General features: G+C 68.3%; 15 protein-coding genes. 7 read left to right on the top strand and 8 right to left on the bottom strand.

The features are described 5' to 3' along the window. Positions 1-216 precede the first annotated feature (216 nt). From V8201_RS17805 to hflK, 4 genes are all read right to left on the bottom strand, one after another. Positions 217-1,821: a helicase HerA-like domain-containing protein gene (locus V8201_RS17805; protein WP_336546128.1), complete on the bottom strand. Its 1,605-nt coding sequence runs from the start codon at positions 1,819-1,821 to the stop codon at positions 217-219. 108 nt (positions 1,822-1,929) lie between these two features. Continuing rightward, positions 1,930-3,486: a Do family serine endopeptidase gene (locus tag V8201_RS17810; RefSeq protein ID WP_336546129.1), complete on the bottom strand. Its 1,557-nt coding sequence runs from the start codon at positions 3,484-3,486 to the stop codon at positions 1,930-1,932. Between the two features lie 116 nt (positions 3,487-3,602). Next, positions 3,603-4,478 (bottom strand): protease modulator HflC, encoded by an 876-nt coding sequence (gene hflC / locus V8201_RS17815; RefSeq protein WP_200870370.1) that lies wholly within the window; start codon positions 4,476-4,478, stop codon positions 3,603-3,605. Next, positions 4,475-5,596, bottom strand: a complete 1,122-nt coding sequence (gene hflK, locus V8201_RS17820) for an FtsH protease activity modulator HflK (protein WP_037533185.1) — start codon at positions 5,594-5,596, stop codon at positions 4,475-4,477. The genes hflC and hflK overlap by 4 nt, the downstream gene beginning before the upstream one ends. 70 nt (positions 5,597-5,666) lie before the next feature. Between hflK and V8201_RS17825 the strand changes: the two genes are divergently transcribed. From V8201_RS17825 to V8201_RS17840, 4 genes are read left to right on the top strand one after another with little or no spacing between them, the layout of a single operon-like run. After that, positions 5,667-6,620 carry an Mrp/NBP35 family ATP-binding protein gene (locus tag V8201_RS17825; protein WP_336546130.1) on the top strand — a complete coding sequence of 318 codons (954 nt, stop codon included), beginning with the start codon at positions 5,667-5,669 and terminating at the stop codon, positions 6,618-6,620. Between the two features lie 10 nt (positions 6,621-6,630). Continuing rightward, complete coding sequence (locus V8201_RS17830; RefSeq protein WP_336546131.1) at positions 6,631-7,062, top strand: CoA-binding protein; 432 nt, start codon at positions 6,631-6,633, stop codon at positions 7,060-7,062. A gap of 51 nt (positions 7,063-7,113) precedes the next feature. Further along, positions 7,114-7,467, top strand: a complete 354-nt coding sequence (locus tag V8201_RS17835) for a hypothetical protein (protein ID WP_336546132.1) — start codon at positions 7,114-7,116, stop codon at positions 7,465-7,467. Continuing rightward, complete coding sequence (locus V8201_RS17840) at positions 7,464-7,865, top strand: hypothetical protein (RefSeq protein ID WP_336546133.1); 402 nt, start codon at positions 7,464-7,466, stop codon at positions 7,863-7,865. Before V8201_RS17835 ends, V8201_RS17840 begins: the two co-directional genes overlap by 4 nt. Before the next feature lie 312 nt (positions 7,866-8,177). On the opposite strand, the gene V8201_RS17845 is transcribed toward V8201_RS17840, so the two are convergent. Next, positions 8,178-9,473 (bottom strand): homoserine dehydrogenase, encoded by a 1,296-nt coding sequence (locus V8201_RS17845; RefSeq protein WP_336546134.1) that lies wholly within the window; start codon positions 9,471-9,473, stop codon positions 8,178-8,180. A gap of 140 nt (positions 9,474-9,613) precedes the next feature. Here V8201_RS17845 and V8201_RS17850 point away from each other — a divergent pair, with 140 nt between their 5' ends. Both V8201_RS17850 and V8201_RS17855 read left to right on the top strand, forming a co-directional pair. Beyond that, the gene (locus V8201_RS17850; protein WP_037533171.1) at positions 9,614-11,581 is read left to right on the top strand and encodes an OPT family oligopeptide transporter; all 1,968 of its coding nucleotides are present in this window, start codon (positions 9,614-9,616) and stop codon (positions 11,579-11,581) included. A 142-nt stretch (positions 11,582-11,723) separates the two neighbouring features. Then, the gene (locus tag V8201_RS17855; RefSeq protein WP_271299118.1) at positions 11,724-11,906 is read left to right on the top strand and encodes a hypothetical protein; all 183 of its coding nucleotides are present in this window, start codon (positions 11,724-11,726) and stop codon (positions 11,904-11,906) included. A 134-nt stretch (positions 11,907-12,040) separates the two neighbouring features. On the opposite strand, the gene V8201_RS17860 is transcribed toward V8201_RS17855, so the two are convergent. From V8201_RS17860 to queF, 3 genes are all read right to left on the bottom strand, one after another. Next, complete coding sequence (locus V8201_RS17860) at positions 12,041-13,324, bottom strand: glycoside hydrolase family 130 protein (RefSeq protein WP_037533169.1); 1,284 nt, start codon at positions 13,322-13,324, stop codon at positions 12,041-12,043. Positions 13,325-13,379: 55 nt separating this feature from the next. Then, positions 13,380-15,653, bottom strand: coding sequence for a glycosyltransferase (locus tag V8201_RS17865; RefSeq protein WP_336546135.1), 2,274 nt, complete (start codon positions 15,651-15,653; stop codon positions 13,380-13,382). Between the two features lie 121 nt (positions 15,654-15,774). After that, entirely contained in the window at positions 15,775-16,221 is a 447-nt protein-coding gene (queF, locus tag V8201_RS17870; RefSeq protein WP_037533167.1) for a preQ(1) synthase, read from the bottom strand. 29 nt (positions 16,222-16,250) lie between these two features. Between queF and V8201_RS17875 the strand changes: the two genes are divergently transcribed. Then, on the top strand, positions 16,251-17,795 hold the full coding sequence (locus tag V8201_RS17875) for a cryptochrome/photolyase family protein (protein ID WP_336546136.1): 1,545 nt from the start codon (positions 16,251-16,253) through the stop codon (positions 17,793-17,795). Positions 17,796-17,850: the final 55 nt, after the last annotated feature.

Raw genomic sequence — 17,850 nt, forward strand, 5'->3', positions numbered from 1 at the left:
CAAGCCGGGATCCATGGAAGCGGGACGCGAATGGCAGCGCGCCGACGCCGGTCCACCGTGTCCATGGATCCCGGCTTCCGCCGGGATGACGAATGGGGGTGAGGGAAAGATCACTCAACGAGGCGGTGGACGCGCCTGCACGATCGCAGCGAGGTCCCGTCGAGCCGTCCGCCCCTTATCGCATCGGGTTGCCCAGCACGCTGCGCGGCACCCCCCTCACCGCATCAGATTGCCCAGCACGCTGCGCAGCACCGTCCCCATCAGACCGCCGCCGGCCGACCCGCGGCGCGAGCCGCTGCCGAACACCTGTTTGCCGATCTCATTGGCGACCTGCCGACCGATCGAGGCGCTCGCGGCGCGGGTGGCGGAGGTCATCGCCTTGGCCCAGGGCGAGTTGGCGGCCTCGCGCGCCTGCGCCGCCTGGGCGCGCGCGGCCTCCTTGGCCGCCTGCGCGTCGGCCTTGGCCTGGACCGCGGCAGCCTTGGCGGCATCGTCCTGCGCGCGCGTCGCGGCCGCCGCCGCGGCGGCCTCCTGCGTCTTGGCGGCGAGGATCTCTTCCGCCGATTCGCGGTCGACCGCAGTGTCGTAGCGGTCGCCGATCGCATCGGTCTGGATCATCACGCCGCGCTCCTGCGGCGTCACCGGCCCGACGCGGCTCGCCGGCGGCTTGATCAGCGTGCGTTCGACCGGCGACGGCGCGCCGTCCGCCTGCAACAGCGACACCAGCGCCTCGCCGACCTTGAGCTCGGTGATCGCGGTGGCGACGTCGACGCCGGGATTGGCGCGGAACGTCTCCGCCGCCGACCGCACCGCCGCCTGATCGCGCGGGGTGAAGGCGCGCAGGGCATGCTGCACCCGGTTGCCGAGCTGCCCGGCGATCGTATCGGGCACGTCGATCGGGTTCTGCGTGATGAAATAGATGCCGACCCCCTTCGACCGGATCAACCGCACCACCTGTTCGATCTTGTCGAGCAGCGCCTTGGGCGCGTCGTCGAACAACAGATGCGCCTCGTCGAAGAAGAAGACGAGCTTGGGTTTGTCGGGATCGCCGACCTCGGGCAGATGCTCGAACAATTCGCTCATCAGCCAGAGCAGGAAGGTGCTGTAGAGCTTGGGCGCCGCCATCAATTTGTCGGCGGCGAGGATGTTGACGATCCCCCTGCCCTTGTCGTCGGTGGCGATCAGATCGGCGATGTCGAGCGCCGGCTCGCCGAAGAAATGATCGCCGCCCTGCGTGCGCAATTGCAGCAGCGCGCGCTGGATCGCACCGATCGACTGTTTGGAGACATTGCCGTAGCTGGTGGTGAGCTCGTCGGCGCGGGTCGCGCAATGCGCCAGCATCGCCTGCAGGTCGTCGAGGTCGAGGAGCAGCAGCCCCTCCGTGTCGGCGACATGGAAGGCGATCGTCATCACGCCCTCCTGCACCGTATTGAGGTCCATCAGCCGCGACAGCAGCAGCGGCCCCATCTCGCTCACCGTGGTGCGGATCGGATGGCCCTGCTCGCCGTACAGGTCCCAGAATTGCACCGGCGTGTCGGCATAGGCCCAGTCGCTCTCGCCGATCTCGGCGGCGCGGGCGGCGAAGGCCGCGTGCGTCTTCGCCTGCGGCGATCCGGCCATGGCGAGCCCGGACAGATCGCCCTTCACGTCGGCGACGAAACTCGGCACGCCGGCCCTCGAAAAGCCTTCGATGATCCCCTGCACCGTCACCGTCTTGCCGGTGCCGGTCGCGCCGGCGATCAGCCCGTGGCGGTTGGCGCGCCTCAGATCGAGGGTCTGCGGCTTGCCACCGCCCAGTCCGATGAAGATGCCGTCGCTCATGTCCGTTCCTGTCCCTTGTCCCGAGCAGACCTACCGCGGCCGACCGGGAAAAGGAAAGGGCCGCCGCTCCGATGGGAGCGACGGCCCTGACGGCGTCCGGACAGCGGCTTACTTGACCTTCAGCGCCAGGAACTGCGGCACGCCGCGGCCGCGCTGCACCAGCAGCAGCACCTGCGGGCGACCCGCCGCCTTGGCCTGCGCGACCAGTCGCGCCATGTCCGCAGTGGTGCGGACCGGCGTACCGTTGATCGCCTGGATCACGTCACCGCGCTTCAGCTTGCCGGCCGCGTCGCTGTTCGAATCGACGGTGGCGATCACCAGCCCCTGCACGCTCGAATCGACGCCGATCGCGCGCGCGATCCCCGGCGTCAGCGGCTGGACGTTGAGCCCGAGCGGGGCGGTGCTGCCCTGCGTCGTGCCGTCGCTGTCGTCGTCGCCGTCCGTCTGCGGATCGTTCGGCCCGAAGCCGCCCGAATCCTCGCCGCCGTTCGCCAGCGCGCGGATCTGATCGTTCGACGGGCGGGTCGCGACCTGGATGTTGACCGACACCGGCTGACCGGCACGCAGCACCTCGAACCGGGCGGTGGTGCCCGGCTGGAGGTTCGAGACGAGGCGCGTCAGCGTCTGGTCGGGGGTCACCTGCTGGCCGTTGATCTTGGTGACGACGTCGCCGGCGCGCAGGCCGCCCTTCGCCGCCGGACCGGCCGGCTCGACGCGGGCGATCAGCTCGCCCTGGTTCTTGGGGATGCCCAGTGCCGCGGCGGCATCGTCGTTGACCGCGCCGCCGATCGTCACGCCGATATAGCCGCGGGTGATCTTGCCGCCCTTCATGAACGTCTCGATGATCGGCTTGGCGGTCGCCGCCGGGATGGCGAAGCCGATGCCGATATTACCGCCCGACTGGCTGAAGATCTGCGAATTGACGCCGATCACATTGCCGTTGAGGTCGAACATCGGGCCGCCCGAATTGCCCTGGTTGATCGAGGCGTCGGTCTGGATGAACTGGTCATAGGCGCCGCCCTGGCCGGTGACGCGGTTGATCGCCGAGATGATGCCCGCCGTGACGGTGCCGCCGAGACCGAACGGCTCGCCGATCGCCAGCACCCAGTCGCCGACGCGCGCGCGGCTCGAATCGCCCCATTTGACGAAGGGCAGGCCGGCGGCGTCGATCTTGAGCAGCGCCAGATCGGAATCCTGGTCCTTGCCGATCACCCGCGCGGTATATTCCTTGTTGTTGCTCAGGGTGACGGTGATCGAATTGACCGTCGCCCCCTCCGCACCCGGCGCGATGACGTGGTTGTTGGTGACGACATAGCCATCGGGCGAGATCAGGAAGCCCGACCCCAGCGACGCGCCCTCGCGCTTGACCGGCGCACCGCCCTGCCCGCCGCCCATGCCGCCGAACAGATCGCCGAACGGCGTGCCCGAGAAGGGGTTGGCCGGCTGGCGCTGGACGATCGTCTGCTTGGTCGAGATGTTGACCACCGCCGGCTGCAACTTGGCGACCATGTCGGCGAAGCTCATCGGCGCGCCGGCGCGCGGCACCGCCGCCTGGATCGCGCCGGGCTCGTTCTGCGCCTGCTGCGCGGTGCTCGGCTGGAGCGCCAGGGTGGCGGTCGCGCCGCCGAGGAGAAGCGCACTGGTGATGGCGTAAGCGTAGCGCACTAGGAGAAGATCCTCTTGATAAGGGGCATTCGGACGTGGTGCCTTACTGCGACCAAACGCCTGAACGCCGCTTGAATGTTCATACTGCCGAAAGTTGGGGGCTCATTTCCCGCGGATCAACGCCCCCGCCCTTCGAACTCACGCAAGTAACTGTTTCCGGGCGACAGGATGATCGACGTCGACCCGCTCGGCGGAGTGCCGCCATCCGCGCCGAAGGTGTGGCGGTAGGACTGCATCGCCCGGTAGAAATCGTAGAAGTCGGCGTCCTTGGTGAAGCTTTGCGCATAGATGCGCGCCGCCGCGGCATCCGCCTCGCCACGGATGATCTGCGCTTCCTTCTGCCCCTGCGCGCGGATGGTCGTCGCCTGCTGCTGGCGCGCGGTCGCCATCCGGGCGAGCGCGCGGTCGAGCGGGCTGCCGTCGGGCAGGTCGGCATGTTTGATCCGCACGTCGACGATCTGCACGCCATATTGGCTGGCGAGCCGCTGCATCCGCGTCTGGATATTGTCCATCACCTGATCGCGCTCGGGGCTGAGCAGCGTCGCGAACGGCTGGTTGCCGAGCTCGTTGCGGATCGAGCTGCCGAGCAGCGGACGCAGCGCCTCGGTGATCGCGCTTTCCGTCTGCGAGGTGCTGCCGGTGGCGTTCACCGCCTTCAGCGGATCGATGATGCGGAAGCGCGCATAGGCGTCCACCTCCAGCCGCAGCTGGTCGGAGGACAGCACCTGCTGATTGTCGTAATCGACGTCGAGCACGCGCTTGTTGAGCCAGACCAGTCGGTCGATGAACGGGATGCGCAGGATCGGCCCGGCGCCGGTGCGGCCGAACTGCTCGTTGGGCCGCCACGCGTTGACGGTGCGCACCGGCTGTTCGAAGCGCAGGATCACCGCCTGCTGCGTCTCCGGCACGATGGTGATCGTCGCCGACAGCAGGATGACGAGGATCAGCGCGCCGAGGCCGAGCGCGATCGGATGCCGCCAGAGGCCGGTCACTGGCCGCCTCCCGCTGCCGAGACGGTCGGCTCGGTGGCCTGCACCTGCGGCGGCTGCGTCGCGTCGGGCAGGCGACGCGCATTGCCCATCGGCAGATAGGGTACGACGCCGTTCGGCTCGACGATCGTCTTGTCGGACTTGGCCAGCACGGCCTCCATGGTCTCGTAATACATGCGGCGGCGGGTCACCTCGGGGGCGAGGCGATATTGTTCGTACACCTTGTCGAACTGCGACGCTTCGCCTTCGGCGCGGGCGACGACCTGCTTGGCATAGGATTGCGCCTGGTTGCGCAGGCCCTGCGCATCCTGTTGCGCGGCGGTGACGTCCTTGAACGCATCGTTGACGCGCGCGGGCGGATCGGCCTGTTTGATGCCGACGCCGACGACGACGATCCCCGACTTATAATCGTCGAGCACCTTCTGCATCCGCTCCTGCACCTGATTCTCGATCAGCGCGCGGCCCGGCCCGAGCGCCGAATCGAGGCTGACGTTCGCCACCACCTCGCGCATCGCGCTCTCCGCGGTGGCGCGCACCGTGTCGCGCGGGCGATCGATCTGGAAGACGTAATTCTGCGGGTTCGAGATCTTCCAGCGCACCGCATAGGCCAGATCGATGATGTTCTGGTCGCGGGTCAGCATCAGATTCTCGGTGCCGCTCTCGGGGAAGTTCTCGATGCGGATATTCTGCACGTCGACCTTGACGACGCGGGCGATCGGCGCGGGCATCGTCATCGCGATGCCGGGATCGAGCGTCCCCGAATAGCGGCCGAGATAGGTGACGACGCCGCGTTCCTGCGGCGCGATCGGGTGGATCGAGGTGTAGAGGATCCATACCAGCAGGATGATCCCCGCCCCGATCAGCCACAGCGCGCGCGGGTTGGACGATCCGGGCAGGCCGCCGAGCCCGCCGCCATTGTCCCCGCCGCCGCCGCCGCGCGCCTTCTTGAGAAACTCGTCGAGCGCGGTCGGTTTCACGCCGGGCTTGCGTGCGCCGGGGGGCAGCGACCAGGGATTGCGCGGGCCGCCGCCGTTGGCGTCATCACCCTGTCCCCAGGGCCCCTTGGGCGTTTCGGTGGCGAGAATGGGAGGGCGCGATCGGCGACCCGGCAGAATTGTCATCCGTTCCTTATAAGAAGGCGAACGCGGAAAAACAGTGGCAAGCCGCCGCCGCGGGCCTATCTGGTGCGCGATGACACAAGACGTAACGAAAGCCGCGGTGCGCGCCGCCGCGGGCGACCGCGCGACGCTCCGCTTCGACGGAACGCGCGCCGGCATCGTCCTCGACGCGACCGGGCTCGGCGGCGCGGAACGCGACGCGCTCGAGGCGAAGGTGCGCGCGGCGGCGGAAGCGGCCTGGTCGGGCGAGGTGCGGATGGTCGTCACCGCCGAGCGGATCAACCGCCGCATCATCGCGGTGGCGAGCGGCAAGGGCGGTGTCGGCAAGTCGACGCTCGCCGCCAATCTCGCCATCGCGCTCAAGGCGCGTGGTCGCCGCGTCGGATTGGTCGACGCCGATATCTACGGCCCGTCGCAGCCACGGCTGATGGCGGCGGAGGACGAACGGCCGACCGCCAAGGACAAGGTGCTCGATCCGGTCGCCACCCCGTTCGGCGTGCCGATGCTGTCGATGGGCCAGCTGATCGCGCCCGGCAAGGCGATCGCCTGGCGCGGCCCGATGGCGGCGGGCGCGCTCACCCAGCTGGTCGACGCCGACTGGGGCGCGACCGACACGCTGGTGCTCGACCTGCCGCCGGGCACCGGCGACGTCCAGCTGACCATGGTGCAGAAGCACAAGCCGGCGGGCGCGGTGATCGTCTCGACGCCGCAGGATCTCGCGCTGATCGACGCGACCCGCGCGATCGACCTGTTCGACAAGGCCGGCATCCCGATCATCGGACTGGTCGAGAATATGGCGGGCTATATCTGCCCGCATTGCGGCGAAGCCTCCGACCCCTTCGGCAACGGCGGCGCGCAGGAGACGGCGGCGCGGCTCGGCCTACCCTTCCTTGGCCGGGTACCGCTGGCGATCGGCATCCGCACCGCCTCCGACGCGGGCGCACCGCCGGCGGCGGGGAACGGCGCGGACGGCGTGGCGTTCCACACGATAGCCGCAGCGGTCGACGACTGGCTGCATCAGCATTGAGGAGACGGGCATGCCGCTGACCGACGACGCCGCGATCAAGGCGCTGCTCGAAGGCGCGCGTACGATCGCGATGGTCGGCGCCTCCGATCGCCCTGACCGCCCCTCCTATGGCGTGATGGCGATGCTGCAACGGCACGGCTATCGCGTCATCCCGGTCAATCCGCAGATCACCGGCGAGCACGTCCATGGCGAATTCGTCTTCCGCGACCTGCACCAGCTCGGCGACCCGATCGACATCGTCGACATCTTCCGCCGTCCGGAGGCCGCCGGCGAGGCGGTCGACGAGGCGATTGCGATCGGCGCCAAGGCGGTGTGGCTGCAGCTCGGCGTCGTCAACGCGGCCGCGGCGGCGCGGGCCGAGGCGGCAGGCTTGCAGGTGGTGATGGACCGCTGTCCGGCAATCGAGATCCCGCGGCTGGGGGTCGCATCGATCGCGGCTTGATTCGCGCCGGCGGCTGGACGACACTGGCGGCATCACCCGTCGTGGGAGCCGATGCCGATGCTTGCGCTGCTGTTGCTCGTGACCGCCGCCGACGACGATGCCGCGACGATGCTCGCCCGCTCCCAGTCGATGATCGCCGGCGAGCGCTGCGCCGCGGACCGCGACCATACCGACATCACCGTCTGCGGCCGTCGCCGCGCCGACCGCTTCCGCGTGCCGTTCGTCGGCTACGAGCCCGGCGATCCCAAACATGAGGCGGTGGCGGTCGAACGCGATCGGTTGCTCCACCGCACCAACCCCGTCGAGGAGCTGACGCCGTTCCTCGTCGGCGGCGGCATGGCCGGCGCGACGATCAGCAGCCGCACCGGCGTCGGCGGGATCCGCGACCGGCCGCTCGCGCCATGATCGGGCTGGCGCTGCTGATCCAGGCCGCGACGGCCGCGGCGACTCCGGCAGCGGGGTCCGAACGCTGGTCGATCCTCGCCCCGCAACCCTGCCCGACCCGCGATGACAGGAGCGACATCGTCGTCTGCGGCAATGGCAGGAGCGCGCAGCGGCTGCCGCTTCCCGACGAGGTCGATCCGCCGGCGGGCCGCGGCGCCAATCCCGACCGGTCCACCACCAAGGTCTTCGCGCTCCATGCGCCACCCTGCGCGGCGCGCCTTGAGGGCTGCACCGTCGGCGTCGCGCCACCGATCGTGCCGATCGTGACCGCGTTGGTGAAGGTCACGCGAGCCACCTTTGCCAAGAAGCCCGATACGCGCGGCCGGGTGCCGATCGATCTCGGCGAGCCGGCGCGGTGACCGGCTGGAAGGAACGCCAACGGTCGCCCGACCAACTGCGCACCACCCCGGCGCAGGCCGGGGTCCAGTTGGGTAAAATGCAGGGATAAGACGCGACGATCTCCCAACTGGACCCCGGCCTCCGCCGGGGTGGTAAGGGAGATATCTGTCACACGTAATTGCACAGGGAGGTGTCTCGGCCACGCTCGGCAGGCGCGCAGGGCGTCGACACCATGCCCCCCGCCTGCGCGGGAGCACGGAACCAATCCTGGCGACTGACCCGGCGGCCGACAATCTCAGCGACAATCGTCGACGGGCCACCCGACACGCCCCTCACCCCAGGATCGGCATCCACAACGGCTGTCCCGACAGGCTCTGCGAACCGCGTAGTTTCTCCAGCGCCTGCGCGACCGACCGCTCCGGCCCCTCGTGGGTGACGATCGCGACGATCGCGCCGCCCTCGGCGGTGACGCCGCGCTGGATCAGGCTCTCGATCGAGACGCCGGCGTCGCGCATCGCCGCGGCGATCTCGGCGAGCACGCCGACGCGATCCTGCACGGTGAAGCGCAGATAGGCGCGCGAGCGGCGTTCGCCAGTGTCGGCGGCGGGCTCGGCGGTGAGCGCCGCGGCGGGCATCGCATAAGGCGCGCCATATTCGCCGCGCGCGATATCGATCAGGTCGGCGACCACCGCGCTCGCGGTCGGCCCCTCGCCCGCGCCGGCGCCCTGGAAGAACAGGCGGCCGACATAATTGCCCTCCGCGACCACCGCGTTGAGCGAACCGGTGACATGCGCGAGCGGATGGTCGATCGGCACCAGATGCGGGTGGACGCGCTGGAACAGGCCATGCGCATCCGCCTCGGCGACACCGACCAGCCGCACCCGATAGCCGAGCGCCGCCGCCTCGGCGATATCGGCGGCGATGACGTGGCGGATGCCGGTCGCCGACACGTCGCCGAACGCGGGCCGCGTGCCGAAGGCGAGGCTGGCGAGGATCGACAATTTGTGCGCCGCATCGACGCCGTCGATGTCGAAGCTCGGATCGGATTCGGCATAGCCGAGCGCCTGCGCCTCGGCGAGCACCTCCGCGAAATCGCGGCCTTCGGCCTCCATCTTGGATAGGATGAAATTGCAGGTGCCGTTGAGGATGCCGTAGACGCGGCCGATGCGGTTGGCGGCGGCGCCCTCGCGCAGCCCCTTGATCACCGGCACGCCGCCCGCCACCGCCGCCTCGAACTTGAGCGGCACGCCCGCCGCTTCCGCCGCGGTCGCGAGCTCCAGGCCGTGATGCGCGATCATCGCCTTGTTGGCGGTGACCAGCCCCTTGCCCGCGGCGATCGTCTGCCGCGCCAGCGTGAGCGCCGGGCCGTCCGAACCGCCGATCAGCTCGACGATGATATCGGCGGCGGCATGGCCGGCGAGATCGCGCATATCGTCGACCCAGGCGAAGCGCGTCGCGTCGAAGCCCCGATCCTTGCTGCGATCGCGCGCGGAAATCGCAACGATTTCAATCGGACGGCCGGCGCGGCGGGTGATCAGATCGCGGTTGCCGTCGAGCAGACGGACGACGCCGCCGCCGACCGTACCGAGCCCGGCGAGGGCGACGCGCAAGGGAGTGTTGGTTTTCATGGCTGCCGCCTAGCGGAAAGCCGCGTCATCTGTCGAGCCGGCGCAGCTTTATGTCGTTCACGCCGCAAGCATTGCCCGACCGGTTCGCCTCGTGCCACAACCCGCCGCCTGTTCCCTTTGCCAGCGAGCGCATTACCCCCATGGCCACCGCCCCCAGCCCCGCCGCGCGGCCCGTCGCCGAACTCACCGTTCGCGGCATCCTGCTCGGCGGGCTCATCACCTTGCTGTTCACCGCCGCCAACGTCTATCTCGGACTCAAGGTCGGGCTGACCTTCGCCACCTCGATCCCCGCCGCGGTGATCTCGATGGCGATCCTGCGCTATCTGCCCGGCGCGACGATCCTCGAAAACAATATCGTCCAGACGGTGGCGTCGGCGGCGGGCACGCTCGCGGCGATCATCTTCGTGCTGCCGGGGCTGGTGATGATCGGCTGGTGGCAGGGCTTCCCCTATCTGCTCACCGCCGGGATCACGATGACCGGCGGCATCCTCGGCGTGATGTTCTCGGTGCCGCTGCGCCGCGCGCTCGTCGTCGATACCGATCTGCCCTATCCCGAAGGCCGTGCCGCCGCCGAGGTGCTGATGGTCGGCGCGGGCAGCCGCGCCGGTGAGGCGGAAAGCAGCCGCGGATTGCGGCTGATCGTCGTCAACGCCCTGGTTTCAGCCGGCTTCGCGATCCTCACCCAGACCAAGCTGGTGGTCGCCGAGGCGGCGCATTTCTTCCGCGTCGGCGGCGGTGCCACCGCGATTTCGGGCGGGCTCTCCTTCGCGCTGATCGGCGCCGGCCATCTCGTCGGCCTGTCGGTCGGGCTGGCGATGTTCGCCGGTGTGATCATCGGCTGGTGGATTGCGCTGCCGATCCTCACCGGCCTGTCGCCCGCCGCCGCGGGTGTGGGCCTCGAGGACTGGGTCGGCGGCGTGTTCCGCACCGATGTCCGCTTCCTCGGCGCGGGCGTGATCGGCGTCGCGGCGATCTGGACCTTGCTCAAGATCATCGGCCCGGTGCTCGGCGGCATCCGCTCGTCGATCGCGGCGAGCAAGGCGAAGCGTGGCGGCGCGGTGCTCGAACTCGGCGAGCGCGACCTGTCGATCGGCCTCGTCGTCGCGGTGACGCTGGCGACGCTGGTGCCGATCGCCGGGCTGCTCTGGTCGGTGATCGCGGGCGGGCCGCTGGCCGGCTCGGCACTGGTGCTGATCGCCGGTGCTTTGGTCTTCGTGCTGGTGCTCGGCCTGATCATCGCCGCGGTCTGCGGCTATATGGCGGGCCTGATCGGCGCGTCGAACAGCCCAGTGTCGGGGATCGGCATCCTGTCGGTGCTCGCCGCCAGCCTGATGCTGGTCGGCCTGTTCGGCCGCGGCGCGGGCGCGGACACAACGCAGGCGCTGGTCGCCTATGCGCTGATCGTCACCGGCATCGTCTTCGGCGTCGCGACCATCTCCAACGACAATCTGCAGGACCTCAAGACCGGCCAGCTGGTCGGCGCGACGCCGTGGAAGCAGCAGGTGGCGCTGATCTTCGGCGTCATCTTCGGCAGCCTGGTGGTGCCGCCGGTGCTCGAACTGCTCGCGACGACGCTCGGCTTCCAGGGCGCGCCGGGCGCCGGCCCCAATGCGCTCGCCGCGCCGCAGGCGGCGCTGATCTCGGCGCTTGCCAAGGGCGTGCTCGGCGGTGATCTCAACTGGGCGATGATCGGCTATGGCGCGCTCGTCGGCGTCGCGGTGATCGCGCTCGACGAGGCGCTCGGTCGGGCGGGCAAGCTGCGGCTGCCGCCGCTCGGCATCGGCCTCGGCGTCTATCTGCCGATGGCGGTGACGCTGCCGGTGGTGATCGGCGCGGTGATCGGCGCGATCTACGATCGCTGGGCGGAGCGGACGGCGGATGTCGAACTCGCCAAGCGGATGGGCGTGCTGACCGCGACGGGCATGATCGTCGGCGAAAGCCTGTGGGGCGTCGGCTTCGCGGTGATCGTCTACCTCACCAATTCGGACGCGCCGCTGGCGATCGCGCCGGCCGGCTTCGCGCCCGCCGCGCTGATCGGCGGCACGATCGCCTTCCTCGCGCTGATCGCCGGCCTGTATCGCTACACCCGGCGCTCCGTCGCGGCGTGAAATGCGGCCAACCGTTGGTCGCGGTGGGAACGCGGTCGGACATCGTCCGTTTGACCGACTGAACCCGGTGATCGCCCCGCCATCCCCCCCCCCCTCGGCCGGCGATTGCCGGGTTTGCCGTTTGCGTCTTGTAGGGTCAGTCGTGACATCGTCAGCAAAAGAGCAGCGTGACCGCCTGTCGCGCGTCGGCGAGGCGTTACAGTCGAGCGTCGCGGTGCCGACCGATACCTTCATCACCGACGACATCCCGCTGCTGCTGACGAAATTGTCGCGGATACCGGCGAAGCGGAAGGGCAAGGGCAAGACGGACGAAGGCGAGGGCTAGACCCGCCGCGGCGCAGTCGGGGTCGTCACTCGTGCGACTGTCATCCCCGCCTGCGCGGGGATGACATTAATAGATTGTGCCAAAGCGGCCGATGCCGAGCCGCAGGACTGGGCGCCCGCCGGACGCCCGCCTCCTCACACCATCGCGGCGAGCAGATCCGTGATCTTGACGAAGGCGAAGCCCACCGAACTGTCGGCGATGCCATAGGGCAGGAACAGCGTGTCGCCATGGCGGATCGCGCCGCAGCTGTAGACGACGTTGGGCACATAGCCCTCGCGATCCTGGTCCTTCGCGGCGAGGATCGGCTCGCGCGTCCGCCCGAGCACCTTGGAGGGATCGTTCTTGTCGAGCAGTGCCGCGCCGATCGAATATTTGCGCATCGCGCCGACGCCATGGGTCAGCAGCAGCCAGCCCTCGTCGAGCTCGATCGGCGGTCCGCAATTGCCGATCTGCACCAGCTCCCAGGGGAAGACCGGCGTCAGGATCTTCTCGCCCTCGTCCCAATGTTCGAGGCTGTCCGACTTGAGCAGGAACAGGTTTTCGCCGTCCTGCCGGCCGATCATCATATACTGGCCGGCGACCTTGCGCGGGAACAGCGCCATGCCCTTGTTGCGCGCCGCCGGGCCCGACATCGGCACGAGATCGAATGCGCGGAAATCGCGCGTGCGCAGCAGCTCGGACTGGATCACCGAGCCGTTATAGGCGGTGTAGGTGCCGATCCACTCGATGGTGCCGTCGTCATGCTGGAAATGGACGATGCGCAGATCCTCCAGCCCCTTCGACTGCGCCTGGGTGATCGGGAAGATCACCGTGCCCGACAAGGTCGAATCGCGATGCCGCCAGACCGTCACCGGCCCTTCCGGCATCTCGTCCTCGCCGGCGCCGACGACGTCGGTCGCGGTGGCGAAGGGCGGCTCGGGCGCAAGTTTCAGTTCATGGTCGCTGGTGATGATCCCCTCGCGGAAGGCGACCGAGGAGATATGCCCCTCACCCACCGACCGCAGGCTCATCAGGATGCGCATCGATCCTTCCGGCATGCCGGTCTGGTCGAAATGCGGCACCGCGCTGGGATTCATCAGCGCCGCGGCGGCATAGCTGTATTCGTGGCAGAAATAGGCGCCGATCAGCTGGCGCTTCTCGTCGCTGATCTCCGCCCCGTCGAGGCCGAGCAGATCCTCGATCTCGTCATAGCGGGTCATGAACACGCGCCGCGTCTGCCAGTGGCGCGCCTCGAAGTCCTTGAGCACCTCGGACAGCTGCTCGCGCGCTTCGCTCGTCGACATGGCGAGCACCTCGCCGACCAGTCGCTCGGTACGGTTGGGCGGGCCGCCCTTGCCGCCCCACGCAATGTGGAACGGCCGGACGACGACGCGGGATGGATCGGCATGAAGCCGCAAGCGGTGGGTGAACAGATCCATCGCGATTGTTAAGCCTCGCCGGTCGGGTCGTTGACTGAGCGGTCGCCCGAACCGATCAGGCGACGCGGGTCGTCCCTGCCACGCCTTGGACCGACTTTGAAAGCCCCGAAATCGCGCAGCTGGCGAGTTGCAGCGCCAAAATCGACTCGGCGCCCTGATTGCGGTTGAGCCCGGTCGGCATCAGACCGTCGAAACAGCCGCCGTCCGCCGGGCTGGCGAGCGGCAGATCGAGGTCGTTCTGACCGAGATACCAGGCATAGGCACGCTCCGCCTCGGCGACCCAGCGCGCATCGCCCGTCGCCTGCCACGCGGACAGGCAGGCATCGACCGTCGCCTGCGCTTCGAGCGGCTGCTGGTCGAACTGCAGCGGATCGGCATAGGGCCGACCGAAGCTCTCGGTCCCCACCGCGCGGAACCGCCCCTCGGGCGAGGTCTGTTTGGCGACGATCCAGTCGAGCGTCTCCAGCCCGCAGTCGATCAGGTCCTTGCGGCCCAGCGCCTTGCCGGCGACGATCAGCGCCTGCGGCAGGCGCGCGTTGTCATAGGCGAGGACGATCTCGAACCACTTCCACTCCGGCCGGCGCGCCTCGGCGAGCAGCGCGAGCTGGTCGTCGGGGAAGCGCTCGAGGATCGACCGGGCGAGATCATGGCCGGGCGAGGCTTCGAGCATCGCCGCCGCGCCAAGCATCGCGAACGACTGCGCGCGCAGCGAGCCGAGGTCGAGCGCGAGGCTCGCCGTCGCGTCGAACATGTTGCGCGCCCAGTCGCGATGCTTGGCATCCTTGCCGTCACGTGCGGTGACGCCGAGCGCCCAGATCGCGCGGCCGTTCGAATCCTCCGACCCGACATCCTCGCACCAGGTGCGATCGAAGTTCATGAAGTTGCGGAAGCGGCGCTCGTCCGGGTTCCACGCATATTGCACGAACGACGCATAGATCGTCGTCCATTTGTCGCGCTCGACCGGATCGAGATCGTCCATCGCGCTCATCAGCATCAACGCGCGGGCGTTGTCGTCGATACAATAGCCGTGGCGTCGATCCGGCACCGAATAGATCGAATGCTGGAGCATGCCGGTGGCATCGCTCATCCGCTCGACGGCGGCGAAATTGGGCTTGAGTGCCCGCACCCCCTGCGGCTGCGCCTGCGCCAGCCGCCTAGGGCGGGCGGCGACGGCGACCTCGGTCTCGTGCAGCGTCGCTTCGGCGAGGCGCGGCCAGATCATCGTGCGGCCGCGGTCATAGGCCCGCTGCGCCAGCCGGTTGCGATCGCGCAGGCTGGTCAGCAGCCGGTCGATCTCGCGCGCGAAGGCGGCGACGTCGCGGAAGTCGACGAGCACGCCGTGCCCGTCGGCAAGGATCTCGGTGGCGTGAACATAGGGGGTGGAAATCACCGCCTTGCCGACGCCGACCGCATAGGACAGCGTGCCCGAGGTGATCTGCGCCGGGTTGAGATAGGGCGTCGCGTAGATATCCGCCGCCTGCAGATAATCGATCAGCTCGTTATGCTCGACGAAGGCGTCGATGAAGGCGACATTATGGGCGACACCGCGCTCGGCGGCGAGCGCCTTGAGCCGGTCGCGATATGCCTCGCCCTCATGCGCGACGAGATTGGGATGCGTCGCGCCGAGCACGACGTAGAGCAGATTGGGGTGCCGCTCGGCGACCGCGGGCAGCGCGTCGATGATCGTCTCGATCCCCTTGTTCGGGGCGAGCAGGCCGAAGGTCAGCACGACGTCGCGCCCCTCCCAGCCGAAGCGCGGCTTGAGCGTCTCGGGATCGACGAACAGACGGTCGGGCACACCATGCGGGATCATCGCGATCTGGCGCGGCGCGGCGCCATAGACGCGGCGGAGGATATCGCGGCCACGCTCGGCCATCACCACGACCTTGGCGGCGCGGCGCAGCAGGCCTTCAAGCACGCGGCGTTCGTCGGCATTGGGCTTTTCAAGCACGGTGTGCAGCGTCACGATCACCGGCAGCGTCGTGCGGTCGAGCAAGGCGAGCAGATGCTCGCCCGCCGGGCCGCCGTAGATGCCATATTCGTGCTGCACCCAGATCGCCTGCGCGCCGCTCGCCTCGATCGTCCGGGCGGTCGTCAGATAGGCCGACAGCTCGTTCTGCGGGATCGTGCCGGTCACCGCCGGCGGATAGTCGTAGCGCCCGGGATGATCGTCCATCGCATAGACGTCGACCTGCACGCCGGGGAAGCGATCGCGCATCGCCTGATACACGTCCGTGGTGAAGGTCGCGAGACCGCACTGGCGCGGCAGGAAGTTGCCGATCATCGCCAGATGCTGGATTGCGTCGCCATTCCCCGCCGTCGTGACCATGCCCGTCCCTTCATTGATGCCGATCAGGGCGGACCCATGACCTTGCAACAGGATGAACACGCGCCCGGCCCAAAGGTTGCATGGTTGTTGCAGTGCAACCAAAGGATCGGGCTGATTTGGATCAACCTCGCCCGCGGTACGGCGCAACCCCCTGATCGGGCAGCCAGAGGTCAGCGGGCGGCGCGCCCGATTGCCAGAAGACGTCGATCGGGATGCCGCCGCGCGGATACCAATAGCCGCCGATCCTCAGCCACAGCGGCTTCATCTCGCTGAACAGCCGCTGGCCGATGCCGACGGTGCAATCCTCGTGGAAGCCGGCATGGTTGCGGAACGCGCCGAGGAACAGCTTGAGCGACTTCGATTCGACGATCGTCTCGCCGGGCGCATAGTCGATGACGAGATGCGCGAAGTCGGGCTGGCCGGTCACCGGACAGAGCGAGGTGAACTCCGGCACCGCGAAACGGACGAGATAGGTCGTGCCGACGCGCGGATTGGGAACATAATCGAGCACCGCCTCTTCGGGAGAAGCGGGCAGCTGGCTGGTCTGGCCGAGATGCTTGGGGGTCATGCCCCGCCATGTAGGACGTCGACCCCGATATGAAAACGCTCGTTCCCGTACTCGGCGATCAGCTCACCATGACGCTGACGTCGCTGCGCGACGCCGATCCGGCGGAGACGGTCGTACTGATGATGGAGGTCGGCGACGAGACGACCTATGTCCGCCATCACAAGCAGAAGATCGCCTTCATCCTTTCGGCGATGCGGCATCACGCCGCGGCACTGCAAAACGCCGGCTGGACGGTCGATTACGTCCGCCTCGACGATCCCGCCAACAGCGGCTCCTTCACCGGCGAGATCGCCCGCGCGGTGCAGCGCCACGCCCCCGACCGGATCGTCGTCACCGAGGCGGGCGAATGGCGCGTCGTCGCGATGATCGACGGCTGGCAGACGCTGTTCGGCATCCCGGTCGAGATCCGCGGCGACGACCGCTTCGTCTGCGACCATGCCGAGTTCGAGGCCTGGGCCAAGGACCGCAAGCAGCTGACGATGGAATTCTTCTATCGCGTCATGCGGCGCAAGACCGGGCTGTTGATGGACGGCAAGGACCCGGTCGGCGGCCGCTGGAACTTCGACAAGGAGAATCGCAAGCCCGCCAAGGCCGACCTGTTCATGCCGCACCCGCATGTCTTCAAGCCCGACGTGACCACCCGCGAGGTGCTCGCGCTGGTCGCAGAGCATTTTGCAGATCATCCCGGCACGCTCGACGGCTTCGGCTATGCCGTCACCGCCGCGCAGGCGGAAAAACAGGCCGCCTATTTCCTGGACCAGGCGCTGCCCAGGTTCGGCGACTATGAGGATGCGATGCTGACCGGCGAGCGCTATCTGTGGCACTCGATCCTGTCGCCTTATATCAACGCCGGCCTGCTCGATCCGCTCGACCTCTGCCGCCGTGCCGTCGCCGAATATGAGGCGGGCCGCGCGCCGCTCAATTCGGTCGAGGGCTATGTCCGCCAGATCATCGGCTGGCGCGAATATATGCGCGGCATCTATTGGCGCGAGGGGCCGGACTATGTCAGCCGCAATTTCCTCGACCATCATCGGCAGCTGCCCGGCTGGTATTGGACCGGCGACACCGACATGCATTGCCTGAAAGAGGCGATCGGCCAAACGATCGCCACCGCGCATGCCCATCATATCCAGCGGCTGATGGTCACCGGCAATTTCGCGCTGCTGATCGGTGCCGACCCCGCCGAAGTGCATCGCTGGTATCTCGAAGTCTATATCGACGCCTATGAATGGGTCGAGCTGCCCAATACGCTCGGCATGAGCCAGTTCGGCGACGGCGGCCTGCTCGGATCGAAGCCCTATATCTCGTCGGGCGCCTATATAGACCGGATGAGCGACTATTGCGGCCATTGCCGCTACGACGTGCGCAAGCGGGTCGGCGAGAACGCCTGCCCCTATAACGCGCTCTACTGGGATTTCCTGCACCGCCACCGCGACAAGCTCGGCGACAACATGCGGCTGCGGATGCCCTACAGCACGTGGGACAAGCAATCTGCGCAATCTCGTAACGAAACGCTAGGTCAGGCCGAAACATTCTTGCAAGCACTGGACGCATCGGGTCCGGCCGGCTATTGACCGGCGGCGGGCATTCCTCCCCAGTCGTTCGCCCGGTCAAGCTATGTGCAGGAGG

The organism is Sphingomonas kyungheensis (assembly GCF_037120395.1).
Classification (GTDB): domain Bacteria; phylum Pseudomonadota; class Alphaproteobacteria; order Sphingomonadales; family Sphingomonadaceae; genus Sphingomonas; species Sphingomonas kyungheensis.

Coding starts and splice junctions, on each gene's coding strand:
- V8201_RS17825 (WP_336546130.1), top strand. CDS start 5,667: ATGACACAAGACGTAACGAAAGCCGCGGTGCGCGCCGCCGCGGGCGAC.
- V8201_RS17850 (WP_037533171.1), top strand. CDS start 9,614: ATGGCCACCGCCCCCAGCCCCGCCGCGCGGCCCGTCGCCGAACTCACC.
- V8201_RS17805 (WP_336546128.1), bottom strand. CDS start 1,821: ATGAGCGACGGCATCTTCATCGGACTGGGCGGTGGCAAGCCGCAGACC.
- hflK (WP_037533185.1), bottom strand. CDS start 5,596: ATGACAATTCTGCCGGGTCGCCGATCGCGCCCTCCCATTCTCGCCACC.
- V8201_RS17875 (WP_336546136.1), top strand. CDS start 16,251: ATGAAAACGCTCGTTCCCGTACTCGGCGATCAGCTCACCATGACGCTG.
- V8201_RS17835 (WP_336546132.1), top strand. CDS start 7,114: ATGCCGATGCTTGCGCTGCTGTTGCTCGTGACCGCCGCCGACGACGAT.
- V8201_RS17860 (WP_037533169.1), bottom strand. CDS start 13,324: ATGGATCTGTTCACCCACCGCTTGCGGCTTCATGCCGATCCATCCCGC.
- V8201_RS17865 (WP_336546135.1), bottom strand. CDS start 15,653: ATGGTCACGACGGCGGGGAATGGCGACGCAATCCAGCATCTGGCGATG.
- V8201_RS17840 (WP_336546133.1), top strand. CDS start 7,464: ATGATCGGGCTGGCGCTGCTGATCCAGGCCGCGACGGCCGCGGCGACT.
- queF (WP_037533167.1), bottom strand. CDS start 16,221: ATGACCCCCAAGCATCTCGGCCAGACCAGCCAGCTGCCCGCTTCTCCC.
- V8201_RS17830 (WP_336546131.1), top strand. CDS start 6,631: ATGCCGCTGACCGACGACGCCGCGATCAAGGCGCTGCTCGAAGGCGCG.
- V8201_RS17845 (WP_336546134.1), bottom strand. CDS start 9,473: ATGAAAACCAACACTCCCTTGCGCGTCGCCCTCGCCGGGCTCGGTACG.